The 13,762-nt window shown below is 60.7% G+C and carries 5 protein-coding genes; all 5 read right to left on the bottom strand.

Features of this window, described 5'->3' with window-relative positions; genetic code table 11:
• Positions 1-73: 73 nt before the first annotated feature.
• The 5 genes from I6E73_RS14940 to I6E73_RS13815 all read right to left on the bottom strand — a co-directional run bounded on the left by I6E73_RS14940 (position 74) and on the right by I6E73_RS13815 (position 13,710).
• Positions 74-3,028, bottom strand: a complete 2,955-nt coding sequence (locus I6E73_RS14940) for an FHA domain-containing protein (RefSeq protein WP_197126478.1) — start codon at positions 3,026-3,028, stop codon at positions 74-76.
• Between the two features lie 121 nt (positions 3,029-3,149).
• Positions 3,150-5,441 carry a transglutaminase domain-containing protein gene (locus I6E73_RS13830; protein ID WP_197126476.1) on the bottom strand — a complete coding sequence of 764 codons (2,292 nt, stop codon included), beginning with the start codon at positions 5,439-5,441 and terminating at the stop codon, positions 3,150-3,152.
• A complete protein-coding gene (locus I6E73_RS13825; protein WP_307784325.1) occupies positions 5,438-6,868 on the bottom strand; it encodes a DUF58 domain-containing protein in 1,431 nt (476 codons plus the stop codon). The genes I6E73_RS13830 and I6E73_RS13825 overlap by 4 nt, the downstream gene beginning before the upstream one ends.
• On the bottom strand, positions 6,865-7,836 hold the full coding sequence (locus tag I6E73_RS13820; RefSeq protein ID WP_197126474.1) for a MoxR family ATPase: 972 nt from the start codon (positions 7,834-7,836) through the stop codon (positions 6,865-6,867). The genes I6E73_RS13825 and I6E73_RS13820 overlap by 4 nt, the downstream gene beginning before the upstream one ends.
• Positions 7,837-7,845: 9 nt before the next feature.
• Positions 7,846-13,710: an Ig-like domain-containing protein gene (locus tag I6E73_RS13815; protein WP_197126472.1), complete on the bottom strand. Its 5,865-nt coding sequence runs from the start codon at positions 13,708-13,710 to the stop codon at positions 7,846-7,848.
• Positions 13,711-13,762: the final 52 nt, after the last annotated feature.

The raw sequence follows: 13,762 nt of genomic DNA, 5'->3' as shown, positions 1-13,762 counted from the left end.
CCCGCTTAATGCACGCTGTGCAGGGGTGGTTGCAGCGATCGATACGCTCATCGCGTTCGATGCCGGCAGCCCGTTAGCTGACGATGAAGAACTGTTCCCCGATTTCAACTCGCGTTCCGCGGACGACGCGGTAGCGCTTGCCTGGCTCACATCGCTTCGGCTCTCCGCCTGGCTCGCGAACGATCGTTCCGTTTCCGGAATACCGGTCGCTGATCCAGAACACTCCACTCATCTGCCCGAACTCCAGGTGAGTCTTGGACACCGACTTGCTGGGGTCAGTAATCGGCACGACGATGTCGAACTTTTCGGAAGGCTCTGGGATCGGATTACGACCGACAAGCCCGGTTCCTGTCACGATCACGCTATCCCCCGTGCTGAATTGGAGCACGAAACGAGTGCCAGTGACGCTGCGAACAACGATCCGGGTGTCTTCAATATCCTCATCATCGGCGCCGACAGACGCGAGCGGCACCGGCGGCGAGATGGGAAGTTCTACGCGCTGGTGAGACTTCGGAGGCGGAGCGAGTACCGAGAATGGTTTTGAGCCCGTAGAGAGCGCGTCAGCGGCATCCAGAGCATCGTCAGGCTCGTCTTCGGGCTCGAGAGCGGGTGCAGCTGTCAGATCCGGTGCCGCCAAGGAATATGGCTCCGGCTCGAGCAATGGCTCCGGTTCAGTCACGGTCGCTGCGGGTTCGGGTTCATCCACGGAGGCGAACTCATCGCTCACTACTGACTGCTCGGCAATGGGAACTGCGGCTTCGACTGGCTGCAGCGCTTCTGGGGCTGCTACCTCAGCATCTGGCGCTGCGGCCGAGTCTGTAGCCGCCGGCATCTCTGCATCCGGCTGCATGTCGTTCGCAAGCGGAGCGTGCGAGTCTTCGGCCACGGGGACGAGAGCTTCATCAGCCGTGACCTCGCTGTGGTCGATCGTCTCTACCTGGTCATGTGCCCTTTCGTCGGAAGAAGCTGCTTCCTGCACGATGGTGTGTGGCGTGGATGCTGCGGCGCGAGCACCAGGGCCAACGCCGTGACGCACGAAACCGCAGGAGCCACAGAAGATGTCGGATTCAGCCAGAACGGTGCCACACTGCTGACACGTCTCAACGGATGAGCCAATCAGTGCGGCCGCTTCCTCGACTGCGGGCTCTGCTTGGACAGCTGCTACCGCCGCCGCGACTTCACCGCGCGGTTGGGTCCCGTGCTCTCCTGCTCCGTGAGGTGCCGATCCGGTTGCAACAGCGGCCGATTCTTCGGGCCCGGCTACCGCAGAGGGAGCTGGCTGGCTATCGACACGTTCAGAGGCGACGGGCGCGAAGGCGGATGCACGCAAGCGGTCTGCAGTCGTGAAGAGCGGTTCCTCAGCCAACGGACGTACTGGCTTCACGTGAAGGCGCACTGGCTCTTCTTCGACAGCTTCAGGACGACCCAACTTACTCAAGTCGGGCTCGAAAGCGGACCGAGAAAGCGGTGCTGGCTCTACAAGCGGCTCAGGTTCCACTAGCGGTTCTGGCTCTGGCTCTGGCTCGGGTTCGGGCTCGGGCTCTGGCTCTGGCTCTGGCGCGGAATCGAGTTCCGGTTCGAGCACTACTTCAGCGTCGGCGCCGGACTCAAGCTTCGTGTCGAGCGATGCCTCGGACTCGGGCGATCCGGCCAGTTCAGGCTCAACAAGCGCTTCAAGGCGCGCCTCGGGCTCACCAACCGCAGCATCAGCATCGTGCGCTACAAACTCTGCGACAGGCTCCGGTTCATTAGGTTCGTGTGCTTCGACGTCGATCTCTGCCGTCGTCCCATCGGCTTCCGTGTCAGCCTGAGATTCCGAGTGAGTTTCGGGCTCTTCCGCAGATTCGGCTGCGACTTCTTCGGCACGCACGAACTCGGAAACCTCCGATTCAGCGGCCGCGGGCTCGGTCTCCCGTTCAATTTCGGCGACGGGCTCAACATTGCTGACTGGCTCGGCATCAGCCTTGGGCTCGGCATCAGCCTCGGGCTCGGGCTCGGGCTCGGGCTCGGGCTCGGGCTCGGGCTCGGGCTCGACAGTAGCCACGGGCTCAACTACCGCACGCTCGGGAGCCTCGTCGGTCGCCGGTTCGGGCGCAGCGTCAGTGTCCTGTTTTTCGTCAGCGACCGCGACATAATCCGCATCTACCGCGAGCGGAGTCGATTCCTCGAGGATCGGCGCCGGCAGACCTCGCCAGCTTTCGTTCGCGTCAGATTGTGGCTGTTCGCGCACAACGTCATCGTCGACTACGCCGCCAGAGGAAGGTTCGGCTGCAAGCGCAGCAGCCGCTTCAGCAACTGTCGTGAAGTACGGTTCAGCATCCGGCGCGGCAGACGATGCGACGGGGAGGTTCTGGTCGAAGGTGAGAAGCGCAGGGTTTGCGACCTCGTCGTAGGGGCCGTCCTCATCGAACGGAAGCACCTCGTCATAGGGGCCGTCTTCATCGAACGGAATAGGGTGTTCAGACTCGTCCGCAGCAGCTGGCGCTGCATCGCTCGGGATCTCAACGTCGGCGGAGTCAGACACGACCGCCTCCGCGGATTGCTCTGCACGCGAAGCATCAGCCTCGGAACGAACTACGTCAGCGGCAGCCGAGAGCACAAGCGGGTCACCCAGCCGCAGCGTGCGGGCGCCATCCGCCAGCACGTCAGGCGCTGACACCAAGGCATCGCGAAGTGCCGCAGGCAGCTCTGTGTCGCTGTCCGAGTCGACATCGTCAATGTCCACAGCGTCAGTTGACGCGTTCTCGGCAACGTCCACCGGCTTCTCTACGCTGACAGGCGCCAGCTCGGCGAGCACGGGGGCAGAAGCATCCACACCATCGGATGCCGTAGCCGGATTGTGCCCAGCCGGTGCCTCTTCAGCGTGTTCGGGAACGGAGCTCGTCGCAGCCGCAACGGAAGCAGCCGCAGCGGAATCACTCGCAGCGGACCCACGATTCCGACGGCGCCGCAGGTTCGTTGGTGTTTCATCGGTGGCGCGTTCCGCGCGTTCAGAACGCGCAGGAGCGACAGCAGCAGGCGGGGTCACATCGCCTCCGACAGCACCCCGGCGGGCGCGACGAGACATCGCAGGCCGCCCACACTCAGCACAATAGACGGCATCGGCGGGTAGTTGCGTCGCGCAGAAAGAGCAATTCACGGGTAGTCCTCTATCGCTTAAACAGACTTGTGACACTATAACCACCGAGCGATCGCAGTGATATTTTGGTCCTGAACCGCGCCCAGCGCGACAGTCCAGTATTGAGTTGAGTTTCCAGTTCCGTCACGTTCGTCCAGAACGCGTCGGCTTCAACAGTTTCCGGTTCAGCTCCGGAGAAAATCGCACGGTCAGCGTGCTCGGCGAGTCCGCGAGCATCCGGAGTGGCCATCACAGCAGCGACTTCCGTTCGTGTTCCCGATATGGGGGGCGAATAGCCGTGGTCGATGAGGGAATCCTCGAATTCTTGCCATCCACCGCTGATCTGTTCGACCGTCGAATCGGCACGCTTACGAAGCTGACGGCGTCGCACCTTCGCGGCAATAATCAGCAGGAAAGGTGCCGCAATGACCAAGATCACCAACAGCGTCCAGCCCGCAACTCGCAATACGGCGAGCACGGCTTGGAGCACAGGGTCGAGGTCAGGTTGCAGCGCCTGTTCGCTGTCAGGATTCGACTGGCGGTTGGTCGTGTCCGATTCAATTTCGGGCGGCTGAACCACAGTTTGGGGCCGCGCAACCTGCGCAATATCGTCAGGATTCTCTTCCGGAATCTCGCGCAGCGGCGGGTTGGGATCGATCGTGACCCAGCCGTACTCGGCTGTGTTCACTTCGATCCACGCAGAAACGTCGTCGCCTCGAATTTGAGGGTCTGAGGTGATAAACCCCAGAACAACGCGGGTGGGGAATCCCAGTTCATTCGCCATCATGGATGCGGCCACCGCATATTGTTCGCCATCACCAATCATGCGCGGGGCGGTAAACAGCTCTGCAATACGATCGGCAGAATGCCCCGACCTACTGGCGGGTTCATCAACACCGACACCGTGACTGATGTAACCATCTGCCGCAAGGCCGTCGAGCATGGCGGTGAGGCGCTCCCCCGGCGTCGTTACTGCGCGAACGTATTGGTCCAGTCGCTCGGTGAGTTCCTCCGGCGAATCTTGGACCGGGGGCACTTCTGCCAGTCCAGGCGTTACGGTGCTGAGTTCTTCGGCGCTCGGTTGCACCGGGACAACGCCCTCAAACGTGTAGGTATCACCGCTCTCCAGACCGCCAACGACCGCGGCCGTTCCGGAAACTTTGTTGTAGTAGAAGGAATCACGAAGGTCCGGTGCGCGCTCACCGGAGAAATCGACCTGTTCGAACAGGCCGACAGTGGGCAGCCAGACGCCCTCATACCCTGCGATCGTGATCGTCAAATCGACCTGATCACCGTCAACGTCGGATTGATCGAAACGAGACGGCACTCGCGAGAACGAACCCGATTCACTCGAGACTCGTCCGCTACCCACTGCATACACGACACCGTTGTAGCTATCGAGTGTCGCTAGTCTCACGCGGGTACCCAGCGGAACTCCCGACACCTCAAACAACACAGAGTTCGCGGTGCTGGGTTGCCAATAGCGACGGAAACCCGAAAGCGGGCTCACATAATCCCGAGGATCGAATGGCTCCACAATCGCCGTCCTGAGCACGGCACGATTGTTCGTAGGCGGCGCCACGTTCGCCGCCACCAACGCCACTCCCGAAGCAATAGCCAAGATGACGACAGCGCTGACCATGGTGCGTACACCCGCAAATCCAAATTCGCGTTTGCGTCGAGCGACTCCGGGCGCATCCATCGCTGCTTCAAGCGCGTTGACGGTGTCGCGACGACGACGCCAACGGAACCACACCATCGCGAGCGCAATCACAATCAGGAGCGCCAGCGCGAGAGGTGCAGGCTGGTCGGGGTAGGTCGGGCCCAGTGCGATTGCCATAACAAAAATGACGATTGATGGCACGACAGACAGTTCCGCGAGAGCCGTGCGATATGCGACGCTCAAAGAAATAACGGTTCCGAAAAAGACCAGAACAAGGGCGGGCACGAGTAGAGCTTGATAGTTCCCGACCGGCAGCGAAATGGTCAACAGCTGCTTCCACCCGAGCGCCACACCCAACACAAGGTCGCTCAGGCCCTCGGGTGTCGGCACGACTCCCCATTGCGTCTCTGACGGGACCGCCACGGGAACACCGATGACAACGAACACGATCGCGGCGACCACCGACGTCGTCAGAAATGTCCAGCGACGCCAGAGCGAGATAATGGCCACCGCAGAGCCCGCAAGCACGCCGACAGCGATCAATACAGTGAGATCTGTCGTGCGATAAATCGGCCACAGCGCTGCAGATGCGAGCGCGACAGTGACCCAGAGCAGAGCTCCGGAGACAACAACGAAGGATCGAGAGACTGGTGCGGTCATGCACCCGCCGATCGTGCGAGGGCTCTCTTGAGCTCTTCGAGATACCCGATGGTGAGCACACTGAGTCCTGAAACTCGGCGTAGCCCCGGAACCGCTTCCGGGTCACACACAATCGCTACGACTTCGACATTCGTCGCGAATTTGGTCGACGCTGCACGCAACTGCTGTGAAGTCACCGTCGATCCACAGATCAAGAACGCAACAGAAACTCCACTGGTCTGCTCTGACGTTACGCGCGCAACGTCGATGAGGCGCAGCGCTGTATCGGCACGTTGAACGCGGGTGAGGTCATCCAGAAGGCGGGTACCAGTGAGGGTAGAAAGCGCCCTTACCGCGAAGATCTTTCTCTTGGCGAACTGCGGCGTTTGCTCACTCGCGACGACTGTCACCGTGCGGGCATCCCGGATCGCCTGAGCGCCGAGCGAACCAGCAACGCTCACTGCCATTTCGAACTCGTAGTCGTTCGAGTAGTCGGTCGTCGCCAAACTCAAGGCGATGACGAGATGGCTGCGTCGGGTTTCCTCAAACTGGCGCACCATGTAGCGGCCTGTACGAGCTGTTGTTTTCCAGTGGATGTTGCGTCGCTCGTCGCCGCGCACGTACTCCCGCAGCGCATGAAACGAGATGTCGTTGTTGGCGAGGTCCTTGGTGGGGTTACCTTCCAAGTCGCGGATTAGGCCCGTGCTCACACTCGGGATGCTGATGGTGCGGGGGTGCACAAAAACTTCTGCGGACTCGGTCCAGACCAGCTCGCGGCGCACGAGTCCCACCGGGTCGGCACGTACCGTGCGCACGGGGCCGACCGTGATGACACCGCGTCGATGAGTAGGGATCGGAAACTCGTGAGTCGCCGAACTGCCCGGGCGCAAACTCTGTAACACGGCTTCGGCATAGGTAGCTGCAACGGGGATCTCCGCGATAACGCCGAGGCTGCGACGCTTGCCTTCGTTTTCTCCCCGCACCTCGCCGCTCGCGAGCTCACCGACGACGACACGATGGTGTCCCACGTGAAGGCTGATGGTTAATTGACTGCGCCCAAAGAGATAAATCGCGGCCATGAGCGCGATTGCAGCGAGCGCAAACCCTACGACGACAAGTTCTTGCCAGGCGATCGTGTACCCCACGATGAGCGTGACCGGCACGAGCACAAGCACGACCCAGCCGACAGGGGTGACGACTGCCGTAATGCGTTTGGCGTACCGGGAAAAGGTCGTGCGTGCCAGCACCGCGAAACGTACAAGCGCGACAATCAGGTCAGCAAGAAACCCCGTGCGGTAACCGACAATCCGGGTTCGCGCATTGTCGAGCCCACGAATAGCGGTGGGAAAATCTGCATCCGAGCGTGACTTATCGCCGCTCGGACCTGATTGTTCCGGCGCGGTGTACTGTGGCTGCCCTTTCGCCGAGCGGTTGAGGAGTGAACTCACACGGCTTGCCGCTCTGTGGGCGGTGGGTTCTCGATCAGAATCTGAGCGATCACGCTAGAGGCAGTAACGCCCTCGAACTCGGCTTCAGCATCGATGACGAGACGATGAGCCAAAACCGATTCGGCAAGAGCCTTGACGTCATCCGGCACAACGTAGTGACGACCATTGGATGCTGCGAGAGTCTTTGCTGCTCGGATCAATGCCAGCGCACCGCGAACACTCACACCGAGGCGCACTTCGGCAGCGCTTCGCGTCGCTTCGACTAGGCGACTCACGTAGTCGTTGATTGTGGGATCGACGTGCACTGTGCGTGCGAGCTGCGCCATTTCGACGACGAGTTCTGCGCTCACAACAGGATCGATGGCGGTCGAGTGTGCGGCGACGCCGGCACCGTCGAGGATGCGCAGCGTGGACGCACGGTCGGGGTATCCGATGGAGGCCTTCATCAAGAAGCGGTCAAGTTGTGCTTCGGGCAGGCGATACGTTCCGGCTTGCTCGATAGGGTTTTGGGTTGCGATAACCATGAACGGCGAGCCAACGGGGTGCGTGACTCCGTCGACAGTCACTTGCCCCTCTTCCATCACTTCAAGAAGAGCGGCCTGAGTCTTGGGGCTTGCGCGGTTGATTTCGTCGGCGAGAACGATGTTGGAGAAAATCGGTCCGGCGTGAAATTCAAACTCGTTATCGCGCTGATCAAAGATGCTGACACCGGTGATGTCACCCGGCAAAAGGTCGGGAGTGAACTGAATGCGGTTGGTCGTTCCCGAGACGCTCTGCGCAATGGCGCGAGCAAACGAGGTTTTTCCCGTTCCGGGGTAGTCCTCGAGAAGTAGGTGTCCTTCGCTCAGTAGTGCTGTGAAGCCAAGGCGCACGACGAACGTTTTTCCGAGCAGCACTTGCTCGACGTTCGTCACGAGTCGATTAAAGCTTTCCGCGAACCATGCGGCTTCGTCGGGAGTCATGGTCATAGCGCACCTCTAGTCATAGTCATATCCGTTATAAGTTCTGTCGTAGATCTGACCGCCATTGGCGATCACGCGAATAACGAGCGTGGGGTTCGCCACGAGGAGCGCCACATCGGCGTGACAACTTCCGCCAGGCACGGTGGTGTCTGCCGTCTGCCACGGACCTAAGGTGAGTCCGCCGCAACGGTAGCGCACACTCTCGTACGTTCCGCTTGGCCAATCGAGCCATTCGAAGGTGCCACTTTCGTTCAGCACATCATTATCCGAAGTGAACGTGAGCCCCGCTACGGAAGGATTCACGGGAATGCCGAGCGCAAAGGGCGCTGACCATTGGGGCTGACAGATTGGTCCGGATCCGTAGCTGCGGCAGGCACGAACTTCCACGGAGATGTTTTGACCGTACTGCTGGCCGCCATCAGCGGTGAGGAAGGAGCCGAGAGCTACTGGCCCATAGATGGTTCCTGGAACGCTGCCACCGCTGAGCCTGTAGTACAGGGTGTAGTCGCTGTTGAGCGTGTCAGAGCCCATCGCTCCCCCGTTCACGGTGAAGTCAAAGCGGTTTCCGTTCGCCACCGGGCCTGCAGTCGTGAGCGCCGTCACAACGGCTGGCGGGGTATGGGCGACAACCGTCGGCGACGCCGTGCAACCTTGGCCGTTGTAGGCGAATACCACCATCGTGTACGTGCGGTTGGGCGCGAGCCCGGTGAACGTCGCTGACGTGCCAGAACCAACCGCAGCAATCTTCGCGCCATTGCTGGTGACCGACCCATTGGCCGAGCAGGTCGGTTCCGTTCCGGTATATGCGGCGGCCGTGTAGGTCGTGATCGGACGACCGTTTTCGTTGAACGCACTAGGCCAAGTCAATCCAGCGGTGGTGTCGTTGACGACGGTAGCCACCGGCGCAGTGAGAGCGATGGGCGGACCGGCCGGGATCGCACTGCGCGGTTCACTCGTGTTCCAGACCGAGAGCGCAGTGTAGGCGGCGTTTCGAGGGCTCACGGTGTATGTCACCGCTACGCCGTTATCGAGAACCCATGTCGACGGAGTCTCCCACGTGCAGGTCGTGTCGTCGCACTGAGCGAGGCCGAGTGTCGTCTCGAAGCCACCAACTGCAACGCGGTAGCGATCAACAGCGGAACCGCCTGCCGGTGTCGGCACCGCGTTCCACGTCAATCGAAGACCATGATCACGTGGCGACGCGCTCAGCGACGTCGGCGCTACGGGGATGATGTCTGACCACACAGAGTCGGCAAGCGTAACGGGGTCCGACTCTCCAATGGCGTTGATCGCTACGACAGTGACCTTGACGGAGTTGGTCGGTCCGTTTCCGGTGGTCGGAATCGCGCACGTCGTTCCAGCACACTCGACCGTGTTGACGAGTACACCAGCGGCTTTCGTCGTCACCCGGTATGAAGTGATTGCCGAGTTGTTGGCCGGTCCAGCGTTCCAGCGCATCATGATCGTCTTGTCGCCAAAACCGCTCGGTCCGAGGTTCGAAACCGGGTCTGGTTTGTCTTGGACCGACACGACAACCGTGCCCCAGACATACCGCGTTACGTCATTGGTGGCATCCGCGACGCGATATTGCAGGTTTACGTCACCGGGAACCGCTTCGCTAGAGACTGTGACGGTCAGTGTGCTGTTGTCGCTGCTCGGGACGATCGAGAGTCCCGCGGGAATAGATCCGCCACCGAGTCCACGGATATCGACCACTCGCAGTGGCGCTCCGGGGAAGGGATTGGTGGAGGCATCATTGGCAAGCACATCAACGACAGTTGTCTCGCCGCGTTTCGCAATAGCGAGATCGGCGGCTGGGCTCGCGAGGGGGCGCGTTGACGGCACCACGTTCAACTCGATGCGACCAGATTTGCCCTCGGAGAGATCATCGCGAACACCGAGCGAAATCGAGGTGCGCGTTCCCTTGAACGCGCTGTTATTCGCCCGAAGCGTCAACATCGTGCCCTCGAGCGCGTAGCTGAAGCCTTCCGGCAGCGGGCTCAGGACCGAATAAGCGAGCTCGTCGAGGTCGTCAGGGTACGGGTAGTTTGTCAGCTTGAGGAGATCGATCTCCTTTTCCTGACCCGGTTCAAAGTCGATGACAGCGCCGCCGAAAACGGGGGCCTGATTGTCGCGGGGAAGCACGTCAATGGGCAGCACCAAAATAGCTGTACGGCCCTCAGGATCTGTCGCCGAAGTGCCATCGGTCACTTCAAACGAAATGGATGCCGGCCCAAAGTACTTTTCCGCCGACGTGAAGACGAGAGTGTCCTCGTCGCGCACGAGGTCAGCGCCATCGCTGTGGGTGGCCAGCACGGTGCTGGAGTCGGTGAGGCGCACGGGCTTGTCGCCGACCGCGATGATGTAGTCGTTGAGGTCGATTACGAGCGTGCTCTCGCTATTGATGCTGAGTTTCTGAGCTCGGCGATCAATTTGCGGCAAAGCGTCGTTATATCCCGGCACCTTAATGAACGCGTAGCTGAAGACGGTGGGGTCGGCGGGGTTCGTCACACGGAAGGGAATGATTTGCCCGACATCGCCTACAGAGACTTCGATCTGCTTGTCTGATGTCACGCGGGCTGCATTGCCGTAGCCCGGGTAGATCCCAAGTGTGAGGGTTCCGGGGTCGCCGTCGGCGAAGAACACTCCCGAGAGAACATCGACAGTGACGCGGTTGCGATCCAGCACATCTGAGAGGGTCAAGACGCTATCGGTGGCGATGGGATACGCCGGTTTGGCCTCGGGGTCGACCGTAACGCGGATGAAGTTTTGGCTCGAGCCGCCCGTCTCGTTTTCGATGACGTAAATGATCCCGTAGTCGCCAGGTTCTTCGGGCGGCGTGACCTTCACCACATCCCCATCGATCTCTGCGACGGTGGTGGAATCGTTGGGCTCTACCGACACCACCGACAGCTGGCTGCCGTCGGGATCGGAGTCATTCGCGAGCACCTGCACCGACACAGTGATGCCCGGCTTGACCGTCACTTCATCGATGATCGCTACCGGGTTGCGGGCACCATCAAGGCGCGGACTAATCCCGATGTTGATTTCGCCGTTTGCGCGCGCACCGAGGGAGTCAATGAGGGTGTAGCTAAAGGTGTCGGTTCCGGCCGAGTACTCACCAGCCTGATAAACGAAGGTATTGGACTCAACATCGATGACGGCACCCTTGCTCGGGTTCGTCGCTTGGCCAAGCAACTGCACCGAGTCGCCGTCGGGGTCTGCCGATGTCAGCGGAATCTGCACGCGCACGGTGTCGCCTGCCAGCACGCGGGCTGTCACGGTTGGGGGCACAGGAGGGTTATTGCTTGAGGCGTCGAGCTCGCGCACCGCGATTCGCACGATCGCGGTTGCCGACTGTCCATCGGGGCCAGCAACTTGGTACGCGGCCGTGAAGTTTCCCGTGCGATCAGGCGCAAGGTAGCGCAGCACTTCGCCGGAGGCAAAGAGCAGTCCCGAGTCTTCAGGGAGGTCTTGCGCAAGCTTGGGCACCAGAGTCAGTTCGAGCCCGTCGGGGTGTTCGTCATTATCGAGCACGCGGATGTCGACGGCTTGTCCCACACGAACGGTGACGGAGTCGTCGTTTGCGATCGGCGCTTGAAGCCGGGACGGCGCCGCAATTTCGACAACCGTAATGACACCGACGGCATCCGCTAATCCATTGCTGATGCGGTAGTTGAAGCTGACCGGCCCGTCATCGAGTGGGGCCTCCAAGCTCACACGAACGAGTCGTTGTTCCAAGATTTCCGCACGAACGCCCGAGCTCACGGGGAGGTTCATGATCTCGGTGACGAGCAGCACTCCACCGGCCGGGTCTACGTCGGTACCAGCGACGTCGATTCTCTCGTTCTGAAGGGTTTGCACGAAAACAGTTTTCGGAACGGTAATGGGCGAGGTGTTGGCGTCTGGCGGAGCAACCACATCGATTCGCACAATCGCGGTGAACGTGAGGTTGCCATCGGTGACGACATATTCGAGGTTGTGGCTTCGAATTTCGTCGCTCTGGAATCGGAAGGTACCGGTCTCGTAGCTCGGCAAGACTTGAGCGCCCGTCTTAGCGGGAACGCTATTGAGGCGGATGTTGCCGTTGCCTCCGCGCACGTGGCTCAGCGGCGAGACGGTGACTTCCCTGCCCGCATAGGCGAGCACAACGAACGGGTCTGCCTCGATGGGCACTTCGCCCGCTGGTTTGACCGAAACGGATACACCGCCCGAGCTTTCGCTCGTGCCATCCGATACGACGAGGGTGACGACCTTGAGCTCTCCACCGGCACCAGAGTCCGAGAAGACGAGGTCTCCCCCTGGCTTGTAGCTGACAGCATCAGGTGCCGAAACGGAGGCACTCGTCAAGTAAAAAGGGTCGCCATCGGGGTCGACCCAGTCGCCCAAGATTTGGTTGGAGACCCGGCCGCCAGATTGGACCGTAAATTTCGTCGCTCGCACCTGTTCTGGCGGTGAGTTCTCGGAGTCGGCTCTGATATCAATCGTTGCGGTCGCGCTGGCGGTACCCCCGCGACCATCGCTGACGGTGTAGTCGAAACTGACTTGACCGCTCGCACCGGGTTCTAGCGTGATCTGAATCTGCTGGCGCTCGTTGATGCGGTCGATTCGTCCGAGGCTGGGGTTGATCGTCGGAAGATTCTCTACCACCAGCACATCGCCATTGGCGTCGTAGTCGTTGAGCAAAACGGGCAAGACTGTGGCGCGCCCGGGGCGGGCCCCAAAGCTGTCGTCTACCGCAACCGGGGGTTGCTGAACAGTGTCAACCTCCGGTTCGACATCGAGAAGGTTCTGTTCTACTTCAGGCTCTTCATCTTCAGCCGTGATGAGTTGGTTCCAGTTGTCGATCAACTCACCGGAGCTTTGTACCGCCCACGTCCGGCCGGAGAGACGGTCGTTGAGCACGGCGCGCGAACCATTGACCGAATAGGAGAGCTGAGCGTTAGCTTCCATTCCGCTCAGTTGCAGCATGACACCCTCACCGGCATCGCTGGGGCAGCGGCGCCAGTTCTCGCCACTCGTCCAAGCTGCGAACTCGCAATCGCCCAAGCGGAGCGGAGGCGCCGCCACCCCGGATTGGCCCGTAGCGAGCCCTACTGCTGCTGCGCCGCTAAGCGGAACGCTAATGACTCCCTGGCTGTATCCGATGAGCACGCGTTCACCGTTTATCGAGGGAATCTGCACGACCGTGCCGTTGCCGCCGTCGACGAGGCCGGTGAGGTCGACAGTGCGACCGTCCATGTACAGCAGTTCGGCATCCGAATCGAGAACGGCCCATTGGCCAGCAACCGACGTAATGCTGAGTTCCGCATTGGGATCGAGTTCTAGACTCACGCTTGATTCAGCGGTGTCAGAAATCGCCGCGTTTACCCGGAAAAGTTGGCTTGTCGACGGAGAGAACGCGAAGAGTAAGCCGTCGTCGTCAACGCTGACGATCGCATCAGCGCCCAGGCTCAAGGATGCCGGTGATTCCGCATCGAAATTGAGGAAGTCCTCGTAGGACCTAATCCAGAGGTCGCCCGTGCCATGTTCGAGAACAACAACGTTGTCTCCCGCGAAATAGACCTCGGGCTGATTGGGCGGAAGAGCAACGCTCTCCTCGATCTCTGACACGGCGGGATCGACAACATCGATCGCACTTTCCGATCGGTCGAATAGCAAAACGCTCTCACCGTGCTGAATAACTTCGAGGTCAGCACTCCGCGCATTCACGACAGAGTTGATCTCAAGAACTTCCGTGCTCGCGCGCCCGATCGCTTGCTCTTGATTATTCGCCACCCAGACGGCACCGTCTGCCAAGTCGACCTGCTGTGCGGTGTAACCGGTCGACACAATTGCGACCGTGGCCACCAACGCCACGATCGCAGAGACACTCACCACGCCGATCACTGTTGAGCGACGCGCTTTACCCCAGCGCTTAATCACAGCCACC

The organism is Salinibacterium sp. SWN248 (assembly GCF_015864575.1).
Taxonomy (GTDB): domain Bacteria; phylum Actinomycetota; class Actinomycetes; order Actinomycetales; family Microbacteriaceae; genus Rhodoglobus.
Note: the sequence above shows the minus strand (reverse complement) of the source record. Positions and strands in the feature narration are given on the sequence as shown.